Origin of the sequence: Acinetobacter sp. WCHAc060006, assembly GCF_004209135.1 — a bacterium.
Taxonomy (GTDB): Bacteria; Pseudomonadota; Gammaproteobacteria; order Pseudomonadales; family Moraxellaceae; genus Acinetobacter; species Acinetobacter cumulans.
This window is the reverse complement of record NZ_SGSS01000017.1, coordinates 45,201-67,027: the sequence shown is the minus strand read 5'-3', so window position 1 is coordinate 67,027 and position 21,827 is coordinate 45,201. Positions and strand designations below refer to the sequence as shown.

At 40.2% G+C, this 21,827-nt stretch carries 20 protein-coding genes, 2 tRNA genes and 1 pseudogene; 11 read left to right on the top strand and 12 right to left on the bottom strand.

Translation table 11 applies throughout. The annotated features are described in order from the left end of the window. On the bottom strand, nt 1-2,949 hold the full coding sequence (locus EXE29_RS11205; protein WP_120364666.1) for an ATP-binding protein: 2,949 nt from the start codon (nt 2,947-2,949) through the stop codon (nt 1-3). A gap of 342 nt (nt 2,950-3,291) precedes the next feature. Continuing rightward, on the bottom strand, nt 3,292-3,756 hold the full coding sequence (locus tag EXE29_RS11200; RefSeq protein ID WP_120364667.1) for a hotdog fold domain-containing protein: 465 nt from the start codon (nt 3,754-3,756) through the stop codon (nt 3,292-3,294). 123 nt (nt 3,757-3,879) lie between these two features. Between EXE29_RS11200 and EXE29_RS11195 the strand changes: the two genes are divergently transcribed. Further along, entirely contained in the window at nt 3,880-4,515 is a 636-nt protein-coding gene (locus EXE29_RS11195; RefSeq protein ID WP_228198785.1) for a TetR/AcrR family transcriptional regulator, read from the top strand. A gap of 159 nt (nt 4,516-4,674) precedes the next feature. Then, complete coding sequence (gene ahpC / locus EXE29_RS11190) at nt 4,675-5,238, top strand: alkyl hydroperoxide reductase subunit C (protein ID WP_120364668.1); 564 nt, start codon at nt 4,675-4,677, stop codon at nt 5,236-5,238. 60 nt (nt 5,239-5,298) lie between these two features. On the opposite strand, the gene EXE29_RS11185 is transcribed toward ahpC, so the two are convergent. Together EXE29_RS11185 and ycaC are read right to left on the bottom strand one after the other, a co-directional pair. After that, nucleotides 5,299-6,222, bottom strand: coding sequence for a LysR substrate-binding domain-containing protein (locus EXE29_RS11185; protein ID WP_120364669.1), 924 nt, complete (start codon nt 6,220-6,222; stop codon nt 5,299-5,301). 142 nt (nt 6,223-6,364) lie between these two features. Continuing rightward, entirely contained in the window at nt 6,365-6,988 is a 624-nt protein-coding gene (gene ycaC, locus EXE29_RS11180; protein ID WP_120364670.1) for an isochorismate family cysteine hydrolase YcaC, read from the bottom strand. Nucleotides 6,989-7,303: 315 nt separating this feature from the next. Here ycaC and EXE29_RS11175 point away from each other — a divergent pair, with 315 nt between their 5' ends. From EXE29_RS11175 to EXE29_RS11165, 3 genes are all read left to right on the top strand, one after another. Beyond that, the gene (locus tag EXE29_RS11175; protein ID WP_117006598.1) at nt 7,304-8,179 is read left to right on the top strand and encodes a pirin family protein; all 876 of its coding nucleotides are present in this window, start codon (nt 7,304-7,306) and stop codon (nt 8,177-8,179) included. A 435-nt stretch (nt 8,180-8,614) separates the two neighbouring features. Continuing rightward, complete coding sequence (locus EXE29_RS11170; RefSeq protein ID WP_194229665.1) at nt 8,615-9,913, top strand: FAD-dependent oxidoreductase; 1,299 nt, start codon at nt 8,615-8,617, stop codon at nt 9,911-9,913. Between the two features lie 4 nt (nt 9,914-9,917). Continuing rightward, nucleotides 9,918-10,769 carry an SAM-dependent methyltransferase gene (locus tag EXE29_RS11165; protein WP_120364671.1) on the top strand — a complete coding sequence of 284 codons (852 nt, stop codon included), beginning with the start codon at nt 9,918-9,920 and terminating at the stop codon, nt 10,767-10,769. A 130-nt stretch (nt 10,770-10,899) separates the two neighbouring features. On the opposite strand, the gene EXE29_RS11160 is transcribed toward EXE29_RS11165, so the two are convergent. The 3 genes from EXE29_RS11160 to EXE29_RS11150 all read right to left on the bottom strand — a co-directional run bounded on the left by EXE29_RS11160 (nt 10,900) and on the right by EXE29_RS11150 (nt 11,755). After that, nucleotides 10,900-10,975 (bottom strand) — tRNA-Thr (locus EXE29_RS11160). A gap of 133 nt (nt 10,976-11,108) precedes the next feature. Beyond that, nucleotides 11,109-11,339, bottom strand: a complete 231-nt coding sequence (locus EXE29_RS11155; RefSeq protein ID WP_106984244.1) for a hypothetical protein — start codon at nt 11,337-11,339, stop codon at nt 11,109-11,111. A gap of 325 nt (nt 11,340-11,664) precedes the next feature. Beyond that, a tRNA-Ser gene (locus EXE29_RS11150) sits at nt 11,665-11,755 on the bottom strand. 125 nt (nt 11,756-11,880) lie between these two features. Here EXE29_RS11150 and EXE29_RS11145 point away from each other — a divergent pair. Next, the gene (locus EXE29_RS11145) at nt 11,881-13,761 is read left to right on the top strand and encodes a potassium transporter Kup (protein ID WP_120364672.1); all 1,881 of its coding nucleotides are present in this window, start codon (nt 11,881-11,883) and stop codon (nt 13,759-13,761) included. A gap of 60 nt (nt 13,762-13,821) precedes the next feature. Here EXE29_RS11145 and EXE29_RS11140 read toward each other — a convergent pair whose 3' ends face one another. Then, nucleotides 13,822-14,286 carry a hypothetical protein gene (locus tag EXE29_RS11140; RefSeq protein WP_120364673.1) on the bottom strand — a complete coding sequence of 155 codons (465 nt, stop codon included), beginning with the start codon at nt 14,284-14,286 and terminating at the stop codon, nt 13,822-13,824. Nucleotides 14,287-14,550: 264 nt separating this feature from the next. On the opposite strand from EXE29_RS11140, the gene EXE29_RS11135 reads away from it, so the two are divergent. Continuing rightward, nucleotides 14,551-15,654: a DNA/RNA non-specific endonuclease gene (locus EXE29_RS11135; protein ID WP_120364674.1), complete on the top strand. Its 1,104-nt coding sequence runs from the start codon at nt 14,551-14,553 to the stop codon at nt 15,652-15,654. Between the two features lie 83 nt (nt 15,655-15,737). Then, nucleotides 15,738-15,983, top strand: a complete 246-nt coding sequence (locus EXE29_RS11130) for a hypothetical protein (protein ID WP_106984248.1) — start codon at nt 15,738-15,740, stop codon at nt 15,981-15,983. A gap of 75 nt (nt 15,984-16,058) precedes the next feature. Here the strand turns inward: EXE29_RS11130 and aqpZ are convergent. Together aqpZ and EXE29_RS11120 are read right to left on the bottom strand one after the other, a co-directional pair. After that, a pseudogene (gene aqpZ / locus EXE29_RS11125) lies at nt 16,059-16,762 on the bottom strand (aquaporin Z). A gap of 120 nt (nt 16,763-16,882) precedes the next feature. Next, complete coding sequence (locus tag EXE29_RS11120) at nt 16,883-17,881, bottom strand: AraC family transcriptional regulator (protein ID WP_120364675.1); 999 nt, start codon at nt 17,879-17,881, stop codon at nt 16,883-16,885. A gap of 107 nt (nt 17,882-17,988) precedes the next feature. Between EXE29_RS11120 and EXE29_RS11115 the strand changes: the two genes are divergently transcribed. Further along, nucleotides 17,989-18,606, top strand: coding sequence for a sterol desaturase family protein (locus EXE29_RS11115; protein ID WP_120364676.1), 618 nt, complete (start codon nt 17,989-17,991; stop codon nt 18,604-18,606). 209 nt (nt 18,607-18,815) lie between these two features. On the opposite strand, the gene EXE29_RS11110 is transcribed toward EXE29_RS11115, so the two are convergent. Then, nucleotides 18,816-19,208, bottom strand: a complete 393-nt coding sequence (locus tag EXE29_RS11110) for a hypothetical protein (protein WP_130125654.1) — start codon at nt 19,206-19,208, stop codon at nt 18,816-18,818. Between the two features lie 143 nt (nt 19,209-19,351). Further along, the gene (gene hisF / locus EXE29_RS11105) at nt 19,352-20,110 is read right to left on the bottom strand and encodes an imidazole glycerol phosphate synthase subunit HisF (RefSeq protein ID WP_106984252.1); all 759 of its coding nucleotides are present in this window, start codon (nt 20,108-20,110) and stop codon (nt 19,352-19,354) included. A 113-nt stretch (nt 20,111-20,223) separates the two neighbouring features. Here hisF and EXE29_RS11100 point away from each other — a divergent pair, with 113 nt between their 5' ends. Continuing rightward, nucleotides 20,224-21,174 carry a homoserine kinase gene (locus EXE29_RS11100; protein WP_117006619.1) on the top strand — a complete coding sequence of 317 codons (951 nt, stop codon included), beginning with the start codon at nt 20,224-20,226 and terminating at the stop codon, nt 21,172-21,174. A gap of 22 nt (nt 21,175-21,196) precedes the next feature. Further along, nucleotides 21,197-21,817, top strand: coding sequence for a DUF1294 domain-containing protein (locus EXE29_RS11095; protein WP_120364678.1), 621 nt, complete (start codon nt 21,197-21,199; stop codon nt 21,815-21,817). Nucleotides 21,818-21,827: the final 10 nt, after the last annotated feature.

Below are 21,827 nucleotides of genomic sequence, written 5' to 3'. Positions count from 1 at the left end.
TTATTTCTCCAATGCATTAAATTTAATAATAAAGTTTGCGCCCTCTTCGAATATGAAGGGGTCATCATTATGTTGTTCGGCATACCAAATTTTGTGATGCGCTACAGCTAGGTTCTCTCGGCATAAGTACAGCCCTACACCACGTCCATTTGCTCGTTTTGTGTAGAAAAGATCAAACAGTCTTTGTACGTCATCTTCATCTACTTTGGGTCCTGAATTTGCGACTACTACGAGATCATTAACTAAATCAATTTTAATTTTTCTGTCTTCAACTAATGAAACCCAATACATAGCATTGTTAATCAAATTGATGAATACAGGGTAGATGCGTGAAGGAAGATCACTAATTTTTAAAGATCTAAAAGCTTCAGTGACTTCAAAATTGATACGTTGTCTTGTAAATCTATCACCATAGAATTGATTAATATGCGCTTCGATATTTTTCCCTGTAATAGCCTGACGGCTTTGATAGCCGGAAATTTTTAGTGGGGAAAGAAAGCGAATTTGGCTGGTGAGTGCTTTATGAGAGTTGTACGCTAATTGGTAACCAGGATGTGCTTTGACCTCACTTGGTAATGAGTTTAGCCCACGAGTGACTAAGGAGTCTATTTCTTCAAGCTCATGAGATAAAATCTCCACACTAATTCCAAGCTGTGCGACCGCATTGATTGTTCTCATTTTTTCTTCAATATCTGAGCGTTCTTCTTCAGCTATCGAAAATGCTGAGTCTAAGTTAATGCCTTCGGATATTTTTTCTAATGTTTTTAAAATCGCGTCATACTTAAAGGTATAAGACTCTACTAATTCCAAATAGATAATATCTAGATTGTTTAAGGCATTTTCTAAATGAGAGGAGTCTTCAACACCTTCAACAATGTTGATTGCTTGACGGTAGTATGAGCTTCTATCTTCACTAATATCTTTTTTCCATTGTGAATTGAGTAGATTAATTTTTTCTTCAATAAGTGAAAGGTATTTATTTAATTTTGAATTGAGAACACCCTGATTTTTATCGAACAATTTCTTAGCAGTTTGTTGTGGAGCCAACGTATTTAGTTCAGACTCCATTTTATTCACAACAGCTTTTAGCTGAATAACGTAAGCTGAGAATTCATTATATTTATCACGATATTCTCTATATTTTTCCTCATAAATCCCGAGCTTTGGTGGTTTAGTTGGTGTTTTAATTTCTGTACGGATAATTTCAAGTTTGGAGACTTTTTGATCAATATCTTGTAGTTCGTCAATACTCAATTTCTCTACATTTTCTAAATTCTTTTTAAGAGCTTTGGCCGAATCTAAAGAATCATCAAGTTTTGGTAATTGATTTTTCAATGCATTTTTAAAGCTTTTTTGTGACGCCTTTCGAGCCTGTGTTTGGGCTTCTTTTCTAAGCTCTTTAATTTTTTTAGCAATTAGAATTAACTCTTGGCGTTCCTCTGCCTTCGAACCAAAAAATTTATAAGCGAGTTCTATTAAGAGATTTGAGACTAATTCTTTAAGTTGAATGGCAGCAGAGTTCCTAATAAATCCTTCCCGGCCAGATTTATCTATAAGTTCTCTGTTATTTTGGTGTGTAATACCAACATAGCCAAATGTTCGGCGAGTGGAGAAATAGAAGTCACCAGCACGATTAGTACGTCGAGCTTCAATTTCAAAAAAATCGTTATCTAATCGACCATATGGGAGAACCCGTAAGTTGTCTCTAAAAATTAAAAGACCACCATATTTTAGCCCTTGCTGAGCAAAAGTGGAAATTTGATCTTTGTCTAATGAACTCAAATCAGGGTCATATTCAAATGATCCAAGTTGAATTTTAAAAGGACCAATACCAGATTTAGGATTAATACTAATATTTGGGGCAATAGATATTTCGCCCTTGTCTTGACCAAAAGCTTTTACATTACCTTTAAACCAGCCTTTTTCATCAAATTCTCCAACAACTATATGTTCAAGTGAGGAGAATTCTGAAAACCCAAAAACCTCTTGCTCATTCAGTATCGGTTTTGGTGAGTTATTTTGTTTAATCGTAAAAATTTCGTAAGAGAAATTTTGATCCTTTTCAACATATGGGTTTGTAAACGCTCTCAACGTATCGATTAAATCACGTTGAGTTGCGATGAGTTCATGGTTTTGAGTACCTAAGTTTTCTTGATTAGTTAGTAATGTTAAATCCCTTCTTAAATCCAGCAAAAATAAAGCAGTGCCATGTTGCCCACCATCTATTATAGAAGCTTTATTAAGAATTTCGTTCCAAGGAGAGATAGCTCTTTCATCTAACACAGAGTTCTGGCAAAAATTGAGAACGTTATTCTGTGTAGTTATAAAGTCTTCTGATTTATTATTTTCTAGCTCGTCTTCAGAGAAACGTTCCCATGCTCTTTTCTTAATAGAATCTTCATCTTCAAAGTTAACATTTTTGATAAGTTCTTCTTTTAACAAATCAAATGCGATTGTGATTTCATCAATCGTATCGAACTCTAGGAATGGAATACTGATATCTTCAAAGGAAAGATATGGATTTTCAAATAATCGCCAATCCACCAGAAGGGAAGTAAAAGAGCCATTTAACTTTTTAGTGACAAGGAAGGTGACGTTTGCTAAAAATGCTGCAGAGAGTCGTCCAATACCTTTTTCCCCTTGCGTTTGGCGAATTGGAATACCAAAACGATCTTCTTCATTTAGCGTTTTTTTCCTACTCTTAGACTCCGTACCAACGATCAGCCAATTATCAATAATTTGCTCTGGTGACATGCCACAGCCATTATCGATTAATGCACCACAAGGATAGTCTGTATCCACAGTAAATAAAGCTACGTCTCTTGCATAAGCATCATAAGCATTTTTCCAAAGCTCACTTACAGCAGTTGGGCAGTCTGCGATTTGACCTTTACCTAAGTGTTCGATCGTACGAGCTCTAGCTCTGAAGTTAAAAGATTTAACAGACATATTATCCCTTATGAAAAACGTACTACTTTGAAGAAAAAGGTTTTTATTATTTGTTTATGATAGCGAAAACATTAGAAGAAATCTTGGTAGAGCATAAATAATGTTGAATTTATCGTATGGTATGATTTTGTTAAGTTAGATCAAGCCTAATCATACAAGAGATAAGGAAAACTATAGCTAACTTAACATTAATATGTTTTTAATATTTAAGACTTTGTTTTTTTAAAGTTAATTTTAATTATATATGGATTTCCGTTTTGAGACACGCCTGAGAGTGGGTTTTGTAAAGTTTATAAAAAACCGCCTGTAGTAGGCGGTTTTTTTATGTCATTGTACTCGACATTATTTTTTGGCAGAGACCTGCATGGTAATGACAGCACGGAATACAGGCTGTTGTGCTTCATCGGTAATTTCGACATTGACCAAATATTCACTGTTATTTGTCCAGACAAAATTTGCTTGTACTGGGGTTGCAGTGACAGTTAAATCGGTTTTGGCTTTTTTCAGATATTCGACCGTCATGCCTTTTGGAATCCAGCGGTGTGTGCTGGGTACTGTCGCATCGGTCATGGTCCCACCAGCGAGTTCTGCCATATTGCACATGGCGATGGCATGGACTGTACCCAAATGATTGAGTACGGCACGATGCTTCTTCATTCGGATGATGCAAAGACTGGGCTGAAGCTGTTCAAACAGCGGTGAAATACTGCTGAAATAAGGTGCTTTCAAACACAGCATTTTAGAAAAAGTCCATTTCCCTGCGGGTTTATTTTCCAGTGCTTTCCATATTTTCAGTGCTTGGCTCATTTGGCTTGTCCTTCATTTGTATTCCTTTACTTTAAAAACAGAATAATATTCTGTAAATGACTTGGATGACGCGTAAGCACTTTCAAATTGCCATAAACCGATTATGATGAGCTTGGGCTATAGATGGGTACAACGATGTACGAACAAGACTTGCTGGAACGGGTTTACTCAGGAAAAAGAGCGTTACTTAAACGTCAAATTTTGGCGCAAGCCTTAGATTGTTTTTTAGAACAAGGTATTGAAACCACTACAATTGAACAGATTTGCGAACGCTCTGGTGCCAGTGTGGGGGCGGTTTATCATCATTTTAAAAACAAAGAAGGGATTGTCCGTGCGCTTTATCTTGCTGCTCTGCAAGATCAAAGTCAGCAACGTATTCATGCTTTACATGATGCGCAAGGGATACAACAAGGTTTTGCGGTTTTAATACACAGCTATATTGCTTGGACTGTGCAGCATCCACAGTTCGCACGGTTTTTATATACAGCGCGTAGCAGTTTTAACACAGTAACCCAAGCCGATATTGAGCAACAGAATCAGCAACGCAATCAGTATTTATTGCTTTGGATTGACCAGCAATTGGACCGTGTCGTGTTGGAGCATATTCCTTATGAATTGCTATTTTCTTTGGTGATTGGTGCAACGGAGAGCTACTGCCGCGCATGGCTTTCAGGTCGTGTGCAAAGCTCACCGCTACAGTATCAAGAGCAATTGGCGCGTTCGGCATGGGATTCGATCAGACAGTCTGATTTAGGCTGATATCGGAAAATGAGATAATCTTGAAGGTCGTTAGAGAAATAATAAATCGAAATATTCGATTGTTTTTATAAAAAAGAACAGTTTTACCTATTTAGGTGTTTTTCGTATTCTAGCTTCAACAGATAAGCACTCCCTGAAATGATTGAAGAGGAATACACAATGAGTTTGATTAATACAGAAGTAAAACCATTTAACGCAACTGCTTACCAAAATGGCCAATTTGTTGAAGTGTCTGAGCAAGATATGAAAGGCAAATGGTCTGTAGTTTTCTTCTATCCTGCTGACTTTACATTTGTATGTCCAACAGAATTAGGCGATCTTGCGGATCACTATGCTGAATTCCAAAGCATGGGTGTAGAAATCTACTCAGTATCAACAGATACACATTTCACGCACAAAGCTTGGCATGATTCATCTGAAGAAATCAAAAAAATTCAATATCCAATGGTTGGCGATCCAACATGGACTTTGTCTAAAAACTTCGATGTACTGATTGAAGCTGATGGTCTTGCAGACCGTGGTACGTTTGTCATCGATCCAGACGGCAAAATCAAAATTGTAGAAATTAATGCGGGTGGTATTGGCCGTGATGCATCTGAATTACTTCGTAAAGTAAAAGCTGCTCAATATGTTCACGCTCACCCAGGTGAAGTTTGCCCAGCAAAATGGAAAGAAGGTGAAGCAACACTTGCTCCTTCAATTGACTTAGTAGGTAAAATCTAAGTTTAAAATATAAAAAAGCCGGCATTATTGCCGGTTTTTTTAGTTCTGATAAATACCATTTTAGTTGAGATAGCCATGGCTTTGAGTGGCTTGACCACGCAAGCCGTCGACCAAGTGTTGAATCAGTTTTTCCATGACTAAACGTTGTCCTTTACGTGATGCATAGACCAGCTGTACCGTCCCGACATTTGAGCACCACTCTGGCAAAATATGGACCAAGCGTCCTTCAGCAATATCTTTTTCAACGGTCAGGTAGGGTAAGTCTGCAATGCCTAAACCATCCAAAACAGAATAATACACACCTGCCAAATCATTGCTTTTGACCCGTGGTTCTAATGGAATAACCAACTCTTCATCATGTTGCTGATGGTGAAGTGTCCATTGGTAATGGTTTTTTTGTGTGCCCAGTACAATACTTGGAAATTCACTAATTTCGGTCGCGAATTGCAAAGTACGTCCTTGTAATAAGGCTGGACTTGCCACAAGGCAGTGCGTGGTTTTAACAACGTCGCGGACCACAATGCTGGAATCTTCATTGGCTTGAAAATTGGTTCTGATGGCCAGATCAATATCATCATGTAAAACATCGACACGGCGACTGGTGAGTTCCATTTCGACTTGTACCATTGGGTATTGCAATAAAAAACTGTTCAGTAGGCTACGGATTTGATAGCGCATCATCACCGACGGACAGCTAATTTTGACTAAGCCCTGAGGTTCACTTTTTTGTTTCAGCAAGACATTGTTGGCGCAGTCGACCTGTTGGATTAGTTTAATGCATTCCTCATACAGTTCTTGGCCTAAGGGCGTGACTTTAAAATGACGGGTAGAACGCTGGATGAGGGTGACATTGTACTGGGCTTCTAAGTCTAAAATCCGACGGCTCAATTTGGATTTGGTAATGTTAGACGCTTCGCTGGCTGCACTGAATCCGCCGTGTTTGACAACAAGATAAAAATAATAGTAATCATCAAATGAATGCATCGTGGCTCCATGGGCAAATGAAATGCAAAATGCATCATGAAAATGAACACGCTTGAATCAAGCGCATGGATAAAATCATAGTATAAGTATTATAGATATAAAAAAAGCGGTCAAAAGACCGCTTTTTTGTCCGCAAAATAAATTATTTTGTGGTGTTTTTCACGTAGCTTTGGATCAAATTTTTGTAGTCTGGAATGTGCGCTGCAAATAGTGCTCCTAAACCTTCTACGTCATTGCGCCAGTCACGGTGTAATTCGCAAGCTGTACCAAACCACGTCATGAGCTGTGCGCCAGCTTGAGACATACGATCCCATGCAGAATCACGTGTCAAATGGTTGAATGTGCCAGAAGCATCGGTCACAACAAATACGTCAAAGTCTTCAGCAAGTGCAGAAAGTGTCGGGAAAGCAACACATACTTCTGTGACTACGCCAGCGATAATCAATTGTTTTTTGCCAGTTGCTTTTACTGCTTTAACGAAATCTTCGTTGTCCCATGCATTAATTTGGCCTGGGCGGGCAATATAAGGCGCATCTGGGAACATTTCTACAAGTTCAGGAACCAGCGGACCGTTTGGGCCATCTTCAAAGCTTGTTGTTAAAATTGTTGGCAGGTTGAAATATTTAGCAGCTGCTGCTAAAGCAAGCACGTTATTTTTGAATTTGTCTGGATCGATATCACGTACTAGAGAAAGTAGACCTGTTTGATGGTCAACTAAAAGAACCGCAGCGTTGTCTTTATCTAAACGAACGTAAGGCTTAGCCATTTTCTATGTCCTTTTTGGTGTTTTGCACAGTGTTGAGGGAATGCAAAGACGTGTGTGGGGATATATATTTCGGTTTTTATATTAGTTCTATTATTATGACAATGTAAGGGCGGTAGATAGGAAAAATAATCATATAAATAGGATTATTTGTAAAATATGGTAAAAATTCACTAAATAATTCTAGATAATAAGATAAAGCTTATTAAATTATCTCATTTTTAAGATTATGAATATTGCTATGCATCTATAAAGCGGAGCAGCAAAAGAATAAGATAGTTCCCATGTTCATCCTATCGCATATATAGGAGTTAAAAGATGAAAAAAGTTGTAGGCGTTTATCGCAATCAAAACATGCATTGGGTGGGTGATGGTTTCCCAGTGAAAAACCTGTTTTCTTATGACCGTTTGGGACAGGCAATTAGTCCATTTTTACTGTTGGATTATGCTGCGCCGTATCGTTTTGATCCGACTACTGCTCAACATGGTGTAGGTTCGCATCCGCACCGTGGCTTTGAAACGGTCACTTTAGCCTATCAAGGTGAAGTAACACATAAAGATTCCAGCGGTGGTGGTGGCACAATTCAAGCGGGTGATGTGCAATGGATGACTGCAGCATCGGGTGTGGTGCATGAGGAGTTTCATTCTCCTGCATTTGCTGAGGCGGGTGGTTTATTTGAAATGGTACAACTTTGGATTAATTTACCGGCCAAAGACAAAATGACCGCGCCACGCTATCAAGGTTTAACCGCGGGCGAGATTCCGCGTATTGAGATGGATGAGAGTGCAGGTCATATTCGGGTCATTGCGGGTGAATTTGGTGGTCATCATGGTCCTGCATTAACTTATAGTCCCGTCAATGTATGGGATGGTGAGCTCAAAGCAGAATATGAAACTTTTTTAACTGTTCCTGCTAGCCATAACACGATTTTGGTGGTGTTGAATGGTGAAGTATTGGTCAATGGTACACAAAAAGTGATTGATAGCTCGATTGTGATGTTTGCTAAAGATGGTGAAACAGCGATTCAGTTACAGGCCTATCAAGATACTAAATTTTTGCTTTTAACAGGTGAACCTTTAAATGAGCCTATCCAAGGTTATGGTCCATTTGTGATGAACAGCAAAGAAGAAATCGTGCAGGCATTTGACGATTTCAACCAAGGAAAATTTGGTGAAATTCCGGTTCAGGCCTAAGTTCTGATGACGCGATTACACATAATACTCAAGCATAAAAAAAGCCCCTGAATGAATTCAGGGGCTTTATCGTTTGCGCTGTATTTTCTTTTTTTGTCGTCATCACACGTACTGTTAGAATGATAATATGTGACACAGTTATCGTTTTTGTGTGCTTCGAATGATAGCGAGAACAGGTAGCGAAGTAAAACGAAATTTTAAGAAATGGTTAAACTATATTGTTTTTTTATAAGGTTTTTTATTTTAAATTGCATAAAATTAAGTGAATTCATGAACTTATTTGCTTGATTTTCTAATGTTAAGAAATGTTAACGCGATGTTTGTTTACTTTGATCTGGCATCTGCTGAAAACAACAGAATTTGGCAGTTTTTAATAACTTGTTTTCTGCTGGCATGGGTCATAATTTTATAAAATTTCAAATATGGAATAGAAGATTGGATATCGCAGTCATCGGCAGCGGCATGGCTGGTCTTGCTGCCGCAAGAATTCTGAAAGATGCAGGACATAACATTACAATTTTTGAAGCACTTCCTGGGCGTGGTATGGATAGTCACAGTACTGAATTTGAAGGTGGCATTATTGATGCACCTTTAAGAGTTATGAATCCGCATCTATGGAAAAATACGCTCAGTCTGGCTGCTCATTTGGGTATTCCTACTTTTCCAGTGCGTACCTATATGGCATGCAGTTGGTTATTTGAAGACAAAACTGAAACATGGTTGACGACTTCGCGCACGCGTATTGGCAATATTCCAATCATTAATAACCGTAAAGGTATTCAGCAGTACGGTTGGCGTTTGGTCAAAGGTATGTTGCAACTGAAAACTGCGCTGAGCAAATTCTTTAAATCGAAGGATCAAGACATTACCTTGGCGGAATTTATTAACCGCAATGATATTGAAGAAGTGTTTTGGCATGGTGCGGTGATGCCTGTGCTGTATACCATTTGTACCTGCAATCCGAAGACCATTGGGGATTGGCCAGCCAAACCTTTATTGATTTTTTTACGCCAATTGACGGATGGTGATGCCTTACTGCGTATTCAGGGGGGCACTTCAGCTTTGGTAACTAAGCTAATCGAAAATATTGAAGTAGTGAGTGGTTCAGCTATTACCAAGGTACAAGAGCAGGGTGAAAAAGTTCTGGTCGAAAATACGCAAGCTCAGCAGATGTTGTTTGATCGTGTGGTGGTGGCAACGCCAACAACTAAAATTGAAGAGTTTTTAGAGCCAACTCAGTTTGCTGAAGATATTGCGTTGTTAAAACAATTTAAGTTTGAGCAAGGTGAATTGGTTATTCATACTGACAGTAGTGTGATGCCACCAAAGCGTAAAGATTGGTCTGTACTCAGTTATATGATGGACCGTAAATTTACCCGTCAGCAGTTTACGGTATGGTTGAATTCGATTGAACCGAGTTTGGTTGGTAAAACGCCAGTGTTCCAAACTTGGCGTCCAGTCACGGATATTGATCCTAAAAAAGTGATTTCAACCGTGACGCTGACACGTGCGGTTGTTGATTCAAAAACAGTCGCATTAAATAAGCAATTGCAACAACGTCACATGAGCGCAGCCCGTAAAGTATTTTTCTGTGGCTCATGGTCTTGTGATGGATTGCCAATTTTAGAATCTGCAGTAACCTCAGCTATGCATATTGCAGAAATTTTGGGTGCACCATTGCCGTTTGTAGGCTTAAAACCTAAAGTAGAGGTTGCACCGCAACTCGGCTATTAAATCTATGAAGTGGCTTCACAGCATTAAACAGTATATTCCACGCCATAAATATGCCATTGATGCAAAGTTTTTGGGTGATGATGCACTGTTGGCTTGGAGCAATTTAGGCTATTGGCAGGCCGTGGATGATCCTTATCCGCAGGCTTGCCAAGCACTCGCAGATCGTTTAGCACAGAGCTTAAAACTACAAGCCAATGATCAGGTCTTAGATTTGGGTTGTGGTCAGGGTGCGAGTATTTGGCATTGGCATACACAGTATCAGGTTGCATCCATCAAAGCTGTTGAACTACAAGAGGCTTGTGTTCAACGTATTCAAAACCTTTTAAATTCAAAACACATAGCCACCGCAAATATTGAAATATTTGCTGATTCTTTTTTGAATTTAAATTCAATCTTTCCAAAAAAATGTTTCGATGTTGTGATGTGCATTGATGCTGCGTATCACAGCAATTTAAATTCATTCTTGTTATCCACGACTTCCGTTTTAAATTCAAAAGGCCGTTTGGGCTTCCATTATTTAATTGTGGATGAGAAATTTTTGAATTTAAATGCGATGCAACAATTACGTTATCGTGCTTTGTTAAAGGCGGCTGATGTTGATATAAGAAAATTACCAACAGCAAATAGCTTGCAAGAAAATTTGAAGCAATTTGAATTTAAAAATGTTCAGATCGAAAATATCAGCATGCAGGTTTTTTCGGGCTTTGCACAGTATGCACATCACGTTTTAAATTCAAATATGACAGCACAAGGTTTAGCGCAGTTTAAAATTCAAATGACAGCAAAATTATGCCGTACTTTATTTGAAGAAGGCTTGGTTCACTATGTACAGGTTAGTGCGAGTAAAGACGTCTAAAAGACGCATAGTGCACATGTTGAAGATGCTTGAAAGTTAGGTTTGCAGTATGTTTTGCGTGGGCAAGAAAGGTGTAAAAATACAAAGCCCAGAAACATCAAAGCCTCACTAAAAAGCGAGGCTAAGATAATGGTGCCGGCACACGGATTCGAACTGTGGACCTACTGATTACAAGTCAGTTGCTCTACCAACTGAGCTATGCCGGCATTATGGGTTGCATTCTACAGATTTTTTTTGAAGCTGCAAGCCAAAAAATAGCCAATCGAATTTTAATTTTAAATATTATGGCCATAACCCAATCAGATCGGGTTATGGCAAGGTATGAAGAGGGATTAGGGGCTATTTTTGTCTTAGGATTTTATCGAGGTCTTGGGCACATTCTTCCAGCGTAAAGGCCATATCTAACTGCATTTGAGGCTTAAGTTCGTTGGCCAGTTGCCTCCATTGTTCGATCAGTCTGAGGGCTTTTTGAATTTTATGTTTATTCACATCCTTGGCGATGGTCGGCACATAGCCTCCACGTTTGGCATTTTTCATTTGTTTGGCGTAGTTATTTGCACTGTTATTCATGCTCACTCCAAAAAATAGCAGGGTTTTGGGTACTTGCTTTATGCTGCAGTGTCTTTGTTTCAGCCTAGATAAAATGTTATGGGTTAATTCGCGCCTTGTTTTTTAGTGATGTTTTAAACATAACATAGCTTTTATTGCATGTGTATGAAGCTAAATATGTGCCAAGTTGAGTGATGAGCATTAAAACAGTCTTTATAAGCTTGGGCTGGATGATTTGGATGGTTGAGTGTATTGATTTTACTGGGGATAGCTTTAATTTTTATTGTCCGCTTGTTATCAGGCATAAAAAAATCCCTAAATGAAACCATTTAGGGATTTTAAATTCTGGCGGTGAAAGAGGGATTCGAACCCTCGAAACGCTATAAACGTTTACACACTTTCCAGGCGTGCTCCTTCAGCCACTCGGACACTTCACCTTATTGCGCGGAGGATAATAGCGAAAAATAATGGGACTGCCAAGCTGAAACAATTGATTTAGAGAAAAACTTTTTCTATGGTGATATGATGCGCGAAAATACTGTCTAAACTGAAGACACATAATATGCAAAGTACTGCACAAAAAGCCGCATTGCCCGCTATTACCCTAGCAGCACTCGGCGTGGTGTTTGGTGATATTGGGACCAGTCCGTTGTATGCACTGCGTCAGTGTTTCCTTACTGCACATTTAGCTATTTCAGAAGCATCCGTGTTAGGTATTCTATCGCTGATTTTCTGGTGCATGATGCTCACCATCAGCTTTAAATACGTCATGATTATTATGCGCGCAGACAATAACGGCGAGGGGGGCATTATGTCTCTTTTGGCCTTAAATCTACGTACCACACTAATCAATGACAATAAAAAGATTTATCTCATTGCTCTAGGTTTTATTGGTGCTTCGCTATTTTTTGGCGACGGGATCATTACACCTGCAATTTCTGTGCTCTCTGCGATTGAAGGCCTCAGCATTGCAACGCCAATGTTCAATCAATGGTTAGTGCCATTGTCCATTGGTATTTTGACAGGGCTGTTTCTGGTTCAAAGACATGGCACAGGAACAATGGGGAAATTCTTTGGACCAATTACCTTGGCATGGTTTCTATCTATTGGGGTGTTTGGACTGTGGAGCGTGATTCAAACGCCATATGTGTTGTTAATGGCCAATCCTTATTGGGCACTCAGTTTCATATTTAATCAGCCTTATGTGGCTTTTTTGACTATGGGTGCTGTGATTTTAACCATCACTGGCGGTGAAGCTTTATATGCAGATATGGGGCATTTCGGGCGTTTACCGATTCGTTTAGCGTGGTTTATTGTGGTGTTACCTTGCTTGCTACTTAACTATGCAGGCCAAGGAGCGCTACTGTTACGTAATGCTGAAGCTTTGGCCAATCCATTTTATATGCTGATCCCTGAGTGGGCCTTGTATCCGATGATTGGCTTAGCCACGGCCGCTGCGGTCATTGCTTCGCAGGCTGTGATCACGGGTGTATTTTCAATGGTGAACCAAGCCATTCAATTACGCTATTTGCCCCGATTAACAGTACGTCATACCTCAGATGTGGAACGTGGCCAAATTTACTTGCCATTTATTAACTGGGCATTGTTTATTTCGGTTCTGATCCTGATTTTACTGTTTGAAAATAGTGCCAATTTAGCCAGCGCTTATGGTGTAGCCGTCACTATGACGATGCTCTGTGGCACGATTCTGATTTCAGTTTTGGCTTATGGTCTATGGCGTTGGCCCGTGTGGAAAGTGGCGCTATTTGCGGTGCCATTTTTGCTGATTGATTTGGTGTTTGTCGCGTCAACATCATTAAAAATTCTGTCAGGCGGTTGGGTGCCAATCATGATTGGTGCAGTGCTGTTTACTATTTTGATGACATGGAAAGATGGTCGCGAGTTAGTGTTAAACCGCTTAGCCAAAGATGCCTTGCCAATCGACTTATTTATTAAGAGTATTGGTTTTAGTGACGAAACCAAGTTTGTCCCTGGCGATGCTGTGTTTTTAACAGGAACGCCAAATATTGTGCCTCATGCAATGTTGCACAATATTAAGCATAACAAGGTTCTACATGAGCGTAATGTGATGGTGACTGTGGTCACTCGAGACATTCCTTATGTGACTGAAGCGGAGCGTTTTAAGGTAGAAAAACTGGATGATCGTTTCTATCGTATTTTTATGTACTATGGTTTTAAAGATCAACCTGATATTCCACAGGCCTTAGCACATGCATATACGCAATTAGGTTTTGATTTTGATCTGATGCAAATCAGCTTCTTCATTTCACGCGATCGTATTATTCATACCTTGGGTGAGGGAATGGCGCCGTGGCGAGAAAAACTGTTTATTTCAATGCAACGGAATACCAGTCCAGTCAGTGACTTCTATCAGATTCCAACCAATCGTGTGGTGGAGTTGGGCAGTCAAATTGAAATTTGATATGTAATCAGCAATAAAAAAACCAGAGCTTTGCTCTGGTTTTTTAATGCCACCTTTATTTTATTGGGCAAAGGCATCTTCATTAATCTGAGGTTGCTCAGGTGCTGCTTGCAACGCTTCGTCTGTTGCTTGAGCATTTGGGGTGGCTTGTACAGGCGTTTCTAGGTTAACTGGTGCATCAGCAGAGGATGAAAGTGTAGCCTGTGCTTCAGCGTTTGGGTCAGGAAGTTCCGCCTGAGCATTGGCTGGATTTAATGGTGTCTCTGCAGTGGGTTCGGCTTGGGTTACGGGTGTGTTTTCAGTCACTGTACTGTCAGCACCTTGCGCAGGTGCTGTCGTAATCGGTTGGATTTTGCCACTTGTAATTAATTCATTTAAGGAGCCAGGTTGGCCATTTACTGTGGTGGTAATTTTGGCTTTAGATAAGCTTTCCAAAGTTTCACCTGGCTGTACAGCAGGTTCGGCAAATACAGATGCACTAGCAAGACCAGCAATCAGGCCAAGGCCTAGAAGTTTAGAATACATAATGACTCCAATAATCGATTCTTCGAATTTTAAGTAGGCTTACCATGTCATAATCAAAGTTCTTTATTCAATGAAACATACTTAATCACGTCAAGACTTGTATGAAACTGATATAGAAGCGCGACAAACTGTTACATCATCTGGTGAATTGTTAGACAATGTTTGCATAAAACTTCATCAATGCTATTGCGATTACATATACAGGCGGACTTACCCTTGTTAAGCTCCAGAAAAATAATCTGTTTTTAAGTAATCGTTGTAGCAATGGCAAAAAAGAAAAGTAGTTCTGGTGGTGTTCTTTCCCAATTATTCAACCAAAATGGGGTGAAAGCGATTTTGGGTGTGGTTGCTGCAGGGAGTTTTGCCATTGCATTTGGACAAGAAAAAATTCAGCAGTTTGTGTCTAATACAGGCTCAGGTTCAAATAGCGCATGCCTAGATCAGTTTTACCGTGATGTGCCCCCTTATTTAATGAAAGACAGCTTGAATAAGCACAGTTATCCATTATGTTTTAATGGTTTTAACGTCATGTATTCAGGGGTGTCTAAAACGCCGTTGTGGGTAGCGGAAGCTTTAACACCTTCTCGTTTAAGTCAAAAAATTCCGCGTGAAGATAGCTTTCATGAAGAAGAGCGCGTAGATCGTGCACACCGCGCGACTTTATCGGATTACAAAGCATCGGGTTATGATCGTGGTCACATGGCACCCAATGCCGATATGCCAAACACAGAATCGCAGTTTGACAGTTTCTCTTTAGCCAACATGGTGCCTCAAGCGCCAAAGAATAACCAAAAGGTTTGGCGTGAATTAGAAGAAGCGACCCGCGCTATTGTGACAAAGCAAAAGCAAGATGTGTATGTCGTTACTGGGCCAGTATTTGCTGCGAAGAAACTAAAAACCATTGGTAATGGGGTGATTGTTCCAACGGCAACCTATAAGGCAATCTACTTACCTAAAACGGGTACGATCGGTGCTTACTATGCACCGAATGACAATTCGCTACAGGTGAAAGTTGTGAGTGTTTGCTATTTAGAAGAACAACTCGGCATTAATTTATTTCCGCAGTTGACTGAAGAGCAAAAGCGCAATACTTACAAACTGCCTTTGACCGCTGCAGGAGTAAAAGCCAATACCCAATTTGCTTATTCACATTGGGATGCAGAAAGCCAATGTGCAGAAGATGTTGCAACTGACAAGCTGAATGCGATGCAAAGCCAGTTTAAGTCTGCTGGTGGTTCAAATGTATCTAATACAAATAGTGGTACGGACGTGAATAGCGGTACAGGTCAAAACAGCAGTACACAAGATGCGATCATTAGTCAGCTAATCGAAACTTTATTGCAGTATATTTTGCAGTTGTTGAAATAATGTGCTTGCTTTAGGATAAATCAGGGCCATGTCGAAGGCATGGCGATATAACAACGATATGATCAATAAAAAGCGAGATAATCATGTTTAAGCCTTATGAAAATGGCACAGAATCACACGCAATTCATGATCTGACTTTAGAAAATGACCTTGATTGCGTCAATCTTTATGGCAACTTACAACTGACCAAAGATCAAGCAGGGTTAGCTGCGGCTAAAGCTTTGCAAGCAGTGTTAAACGATGTTGTAAAAGCCTTAGAAGCTGAGGTGAATTTACCCGAAAAAATTCAACGTGCAGAGGCGGGTGAAGTCGAAAATCCTTTTTTATAAACGCTGCTAAATTTACACAAAAATGCCCACACTATGACGGGCATTTTTATGGGTATAGTGGGCATTTAGTGTTGCTTAAGGTTCATCTTGTGCGATGCCACGATAAATGACCGCACCAATGACAGCACCAACAATAGGCGCAATCCAGAACAGCCAAAGTTGGCTGAGTGCAGCAGTTTCTGCAAACAGTGCTACACCTGTACTTCGTGCTGGGTTTACCGATGTGTTGGTCACAGGAATACTAATGAGGTGAATAAGGGTGAGTACTAAACCAATAGCAATTGGTGCAAAACCTGCAGGTGCGCGTTTGTCAGTTGCACCCATAATAATGATTAAGAACATTGCAGTGAGAACAACCTCAATGATCAGTGCAGACATCATGGAATATTTGTTGGGCGAAAGGTCGCCAAAACCATTGCTAGCAAAGCCACCAGTTCCTGCGAAGTTCGCTTGACCACTGAAAATGGCGTAAAGCACCCATGTAGCCAATACTGCACCAATCACTTGTACAATAATATAAGGTACTAAGTCCTTGGCATTGAAGCGACCACCTGCCCATAAGCCAATACTCACGGCAGGGTTAAAATGCCCTCCAGAGATATGACCTAGCGCATAAGCTCCGGTTAAAACCGTTAAACCAAATGCCAGAGAAACGCCTGCAAATCCAATACCGAGTTCAGGGTAGGCAGCGGCAAAAATTGCGCTCCCACAACCACCAAACACCAAACACCAAACACCAGCCAAAATGTACCGATTAATTCCGCAATATATTTATTCATGTTGTGCTCCAAAGATCCTTTTTTTTGTTGTATGACAGCGTGGAGTTTTGCCTGAATTATATTTATCAAAATGTGATTCACTTCACAATAATCATAAGATAAACGGAGCTTATGTTGTGATTATTGCACCTGTTGACGCCATTGTAGTGGGGTCACATGACGCCACTGTTTAAAGGCACGTTGGAAGGCACTTTGTTCGGAATAACCGAGTAATAGTGCAATTTCATGTAAGCCCAAATGTGGATCTCTTAAGTATTCTTCGGCCAACATACAGCGTACTTGTTGCATACGCTGTTGATAGGTGCTGCCTTGTTGTTGTAAATGGCGTTGTAGTTGGCGCACAGAAATATGCAATTGCTGGGCGATATCTTCAATCTGAAATTGATTTTTTTGTAAGCCTGTTAATATGGCTTGCTGTAAATATTGATCCGTTTGGGTGATATTGGGGAGCTTTTCCAGTAAGGCTTGCGCTTGTTGAATTAAGAGCTGTTGCAGGGTGTCATCACTGTGTGAAAACGGGCGAGACAACTCTTCGATGGGTAAAAGTACTTGTGAACTCGGTTGAGAAAAGCGGACTTTGCAACGGAAAAACTGTTCATATAAGGCCACATGCTTAGGTGCAGGTTGCCTAAAATGTACTTCATGAATGTGCAGATCTTCAAAATTAATAAAATGCTTTAAAAAACCAACCATTAATGCAATCGCGACTTCATCGGTGAGTTGGTTGGACATATTCGGTGGCAACTCTGACCAACAAATGGATAAATACGCGCCTAAGCCTTCGACTTTTAAGGGAGAGCCATCATAAACCAGACGGTGAAAATCATGATAACGATACAGCGCCTCGCCTAAATTGGCACAGGACATGGCGATATAGGCAATAATGCCCAAATGTTTGGGCTGTACGGCATTGGCAATTTCTAGCCCGAGTGCAGGGCGTTGTAATTGTTCATTGAGTAAGTTGAGTAAATCGCGCCAAACCGAATAGTCGAAACGTTCTAGGTTTTGAACTTGAGTCAAGGCGGAAGGAATCTCTAGCTGTTGTTGCTCATAAAACGTATAGAGCAAATGCCCGAGACCACCATACACAGTGCCAGTATAATCTTTAAGGTGCTGCATTTTTTATTCTTGGTTTTGTCGTAATTTGTCAATGATATTTAAAAACATGGTCAATATCTAGCCTTTTTGATTGCTTATAGTGAGATAAAAGATCGGAGGTTGCATATATGTTAAAAGGTTTTCTTGTGGGCCTCGTGGTTGCTAATGGTTTTGAGTGGGTTGCACATAAGTATCTTTTGCATGGCACTCACCGCACAGGCAGGCCACGCTGGAGCCCATCACCAAGCAATATGAAATCGCATTGGGAGCATCATCGTGAAGTACGAAAAACTGCTTTTGAAGATTATGGCTATGTCGAAGGTTTAAAAAATTGGCGTACAAAAAATGAAGTCATGTCTTTGGCAGTTGCTGTAGGTGTATTTGCACCTTTGTTTTATCCTGTATCTAAAGGAATGAGCCTTGCCGTGTTGTATGCTGCAGGTAATTATTACTATATCCATCGCCGTGCACACTTAGAGCCAGATTGGGCGATGAAAAAAATTCCGTGGCACTATGACCACCACATGAACTCAAATCAGGATGCCAATTGGTGTGTGACCAAACCTTGGTTTGATTATCTGTTGGGTACCAGAGTGATCTCATCACCAGATTTACAAGAGAAGAATCCTTTAGGTATTCCCTTGCCAGCGTTACTTTCAAAAGCTTTAAATCAAGCGGTCACACGTTTCTTTCCTGTTCAGCTCGCAGATAAAAAGGCGGTCGCTGTTGAAGAGCTACGCTCTTAGGCCGAAAAGACGACGAATGGTGTCTAAAAATATCGTTTTGTCGTGATTGGTCAATAAATTGCTTCAATATTGTCAATATTTCTAAGTTGAGTGTTTTTATAATCCTATTATCGAAAATGTACTGCATTTTAGATTGACGTATATTGAAATTCACTAACCAAGTGCTGTAGTTTTTCTTGGTTTATAGGAGCCGAAAAGGCTCCTTTTTTTTATTCTGATTTTAGTAATGCGAATGGATGTAATTCAGTCAAAATAAAACGTCCATTCCAATCATGAATTTGACTTGCATAATGAAAACAATAAGTTTGACCAGCCTGCAAAGTTTGCAACTGTGCAATATGCTTGAATGCAATCGGATCGCCATTAAATTCTAAAAATTTAGAATTCGGAGTTTTGAATTGAAAAGCAGTTTCATATTGTTGCTTGCGCCCTATATTGAAGTGAATTTGTCTTACAAAAATGGCACAAGTATAATTTTGAAGTGGTGTATCTAAAGCTTTTTGATAATTTGACTCACGGTACAGGTCTAAGCCAAATAAATACATGTACATAAAACCACAGATCATCACTAGGATGATGATAGATTGTGTGTTTTGGCTCATTTTAAGCCCATAAGCAACGAGGCCAAATAAGATCAAGCTACCGAAGCTTGTAATAAATAATGCGGTGTCTAAGTACATTATGGACAAAAAAAAGAGCATCTATATAGATGCTCTTTTAATCATATTTGTTGCCATGCAGTCAATTAAAGACGCATTTCAATACCTTGTTCTGCAAGATATTTTTTCGCTTCAGGAATGGTATGCTGACCAAAGTGGAAAATAGAGGCTGCCAATACCGCATCTGCACCACCTTGAATAATGCCATCTGCTAAATGTTGTAAATTACCAACACCACCTGATGCAATGGTTGGAATCGTCACGCGGTCGTTGATTTGACGCATGAGGGCAAGGTCATAACCAGCTTTAGTGCCGTCGGCATCCATTGAAGTCACGAGTAATTCACCCGCGCCAAATTCCGCCATTTTAACCGCCCATTCAATGGCATCAATGCCTGTTTCTTTACGGCCACCGTGAGTAAAAATTTCCCATTTATTATCGCCAGTTTTTTTGGCATCAATGGCAACCACAATGCACTGTGCGCCAAAACGCTGCGATGCTTCTTGGACAAATTCTGGGTTATAGATGGCTGCAGAGTTAATTGAAACTTTGTCAGCACCTGCATTGAGTAATAAGCGGATATCTTCCACTTTACGTACACCGCCACCTACAGTCAGTGGTACAAATACAGACTCAGCCATGCGCTCTACGGTACGGTAAGTCGTGTCACGGCCATTTGAGGTGGCAGTAATGTCTAAAAAAGTAATTTCATCTGCGCCTTGTTCGTTATAACGGCGCGCTACTTCTACTGGATCGCCTGCATCACGAATATCAAGGAATTGAACACCCTTTACTACGCGACCATTGTCGACATCGAGGCAAGGAATAATACGTTTAGCAAGCATAATTTTTTCCAAAAATAACAGCCGATTATGAAACTTCGCGACTTAGATGCTACACCTTAATAGTCGGAGCGGTTATTCTATCAAACTTATGTAAGATTTTTTGCAGGTTTTGTATGTCGGTTTATACCACTTTGACTTTAAAGGAAGCTCAGGACTTCGCCACACCTTATGGTTTAAATGTTGTGGACCTGATTCCCATTCAAGGCGGAATTCAAAATACCAACTATTTTATTGTCTGTGAAAATGATCAGCAGTTTGTTTTAACCATTTTTGAAGAAATGGATGAGCAAGGTGCAGGGGAACTTGTACCTGTATTAGAGCATTTGGGACAAGCAGGCTTAGCTGTACCCGTGCCCCTGTCTTATGCGGGGAAAGCCATCCATACGCTAAAAGATAAGCCTGCGCAAATTGCACCGCGTATGCGTGGGGAACATCCCATGCCATCTAAACTTGAGCAAGTGAAACAGATTGCCGTGGCGCAAGCAAAAATGCATGTGGCTTTACAAGGTTTTCCATTAGAGCGCGCATTTTACCGTGACCATGCCTATTGGTTAGGGGTTTCACGTGAGCTTCGTCCAAGCTTAAACGATGCCGATACCATGCTACTCAATAACCTTTTAGGCTTATATGAAGTATTAACTGCAATGTATCCAGAGCGTCCAAAGGGCTTTATTCATTCCGATTTGTTCCGTGATAACACTTTATTTGAAGGCAATGAACTCAAAGGCATTTTGGACTTTTATGAGTTAAATCAAGACGAATTATTGTTTGATATTGCGATTACGCTCAATGACTTTTGTACAGAATACCCAAGTGTTGCGTTGAATGAAGAAAAGGCCATTGCATTTTTAAATGCTTATGAAACGGTGCGCCCTTTAACCTCGGATGAAAAATCTTGTTTGGAGCTGTACTTGGCCATGGCTGCAGGTCGTTTCTGGATGATGCGTTTGCAAGTGGCACAAAAAAATGCCGCTGAAGGCCGTACAGGGGATGATATTTTGCAGAAAAACCCAGCTGAAATGCGCAATATGTTAATTGAGCGTTTAAAGTTTGTAACGACCTAAAGATAGGCTGAAGGGAGTGGTCATGCGTGATCAAGGGCGTTTAGTAGAATGGTTGGATGAGCAAGGCTATGGCTTTATTCAACCCAGTGACAGCAGTAAAGAGCGGGTGTTTTTACATATAAAGGACTTTGCTCGCCCTGGCCCTCGACCTATTGTCGGCTGTGCTTTGGAGTATTTGGTTGTTTTGGATGAGCATGGGCGCTTTCGTGCCCAGCAAGTGACTTACCTTAAAGCCAGTCAAGTACAACAGTCCAAGCCAGCAGTCAAAGACAATGTGATACACATGCCCAAGAATATCTCTGCCATGCAAATACTGTGTGTGCTCTATATTTTGGCCATTGCAGCCTTAAGTATTGCAGGATTACTTAGTGATATAGCGCTCTTGGCTTTAAGTTTGGTAAATGTAGCAACGTATTGGTTTTATGCGCAGGACAAAGAAGCAGCGCGTTTGGGCAACCGACGTGTGCCTGAACAAAGTTTACATCTATTGGCTTTTTTAGGAGGGTGGCCTGCTGCGTGGTTGGCACAGCAAAAACTGAGACATAAAACACAAAAACAACCCTTTCGCCGTATTTATTTTTGTACTATAGCTTTTAACATTCTTTTGATTTTATGGCTGATTTCACCATTTAATCCATTTTAAAACGAAGTAT

What these genes read in the sequence shown, in the direction of transcription:
- EXE29_RS11095 (WP_120364678.1), top strand. Translation starts at nt 21,197, where the DNA reads ATGCGTGATCAAGGGCGTTTAGTAGAATGGTTGGATGAGCAAGGCTAT.
- EXE29_RS11115 (WP_120364676.1), top strand. Translation starts at nt 17,989, where the DNA reads ATGTTAAAAGGTTTTCTTGTGGGCCTCGTGGTTGCTAATGGTTTTGAG.
- EXE29_RS11185 (WP_120364669.1), bottom strand. Translation starts at nt 6,222, where the DNA reads ATGCATTCATTTGATGATTACTATTATTTTTATCTTGTTGTCAAACAC.
- EXE29_RS11195 (WP_228198785.1), top strand. Translation starts at nt 3,880, where the DNA reads ATGGGTACAACGATGTACGAACAAGACTTGCTGGAACGGGTTTACTCA.
- EXE29_RS11175 (WP_117006598.1), top strand. Translation starts at nt 7,304, where the DNA reads ATGAAAAAAGTTGTAGGCGTTTATCGCAATCAAAACATGCATTGGGTG.
- EXE29_RS11145 (WP_120364672.1), top strand. Translation starts at nt 11,881, where the DNA reads ATGCAAAGTACTGCACAAAAAGCCGCATTGCCCGCTATTACCCTAGCA.
- hisF (WP_106984252.1), bottom strand. Translation starts at nt 20,110, where the DNA reads ATGCTTGCTAAACGTATTATTCCTTGCCTCGATGTCGACAATGGTCGC.
- EXE29_RS11155 (WP_106984244.1), bottom strand. Translation starts at nt 11,339, where the DNA reads ATGAATAACAGTGCAAATAACTACGCCAAACAAATGAAAAATGCCAAA.
- EXE29_RS11110 (WP_130125654.1), bottom strand. Translation starts at nt 19,208, where the DNA reads ATGAGCCAAAACACACAATCTATCATCATCCTAGTGATGATCTGTGGT.
- EXE29_RS11140 (WP_120364673.1), bottom strand. Translation starts at nt 14,286, where the DNA reads ATGTATTCTAAACTTCTAGGCCTTGGCCTGATTGCTGGTCTTGCTAGT.
- EXE29_RS11200 (WP_120364667.1), bottom strand. Translation starts at nt 3,756, where the DNA reads ATGAGCCAAGCACTGAAAATATGGAAAGCACTGGAAAATAAACCCGCA.
- EXE29_RS11135 (WP_120364674.1), top strand. Translation starts at nt 14,551, where the DNA reads ATGGCAAAAAAGAAAAGTAGTTCTGGTGGTGTTCTTTCCCAATTATTC.
- ahpC (WP_120364668.1), top strand. Translation starts at nt 4,675, where the DNA reads ATGAGTTTGATTAATACAGAAGTAAAACCATTTAACGCAACTGCTTAC.
- EXE29_RS11130 (WP_106984248.1), top strand. Translation starts at nt 15,738, where the DNA reads ATGTTTAAGCCTTATGAAAATGGCACAGAATCACACGCAATTCATGAT.
- EXE29_RS11165 (WP_120364671.1), top strand. Translation starts at nt 9,918, where the DNA reads ATGAAGTGGCTTCACAGCATTAAACAGTATATTCCACGCCATAAATAT.
- EXE29_RS11100 (WP_117006619.1), top strand. Translation starts at nt 20,224, where the DNA reads ATGTCGGTTTATACCACTTTGACTTTAAAGGAAGCTCAGGACTTCGCC.
- EXE29_RS11120 (WP_120364675.1), bottom strand. Translation starts at nt 17,881, where the DNA reads ATGCAGCACCTTAAAGATTATACTGGCACTGTGTATGGTGGTCTCGGG.
- ycaC (WP_120364670.1), bottom strand. Translation starts at nt 6,988, where the DNA reads ATGGCTAAGCCTTACGTTCGTTTAGATAAAGACAACGCTGCGGTTCTT.
- EXE29_RS11205 (WP_120364666.1), bottom strand. Translation starts at nt 2,949, where the DNA reads ATGTCTGTTAAATCTTTTAACTTCAGAGCTAGAGCTCGTACGATCGAA.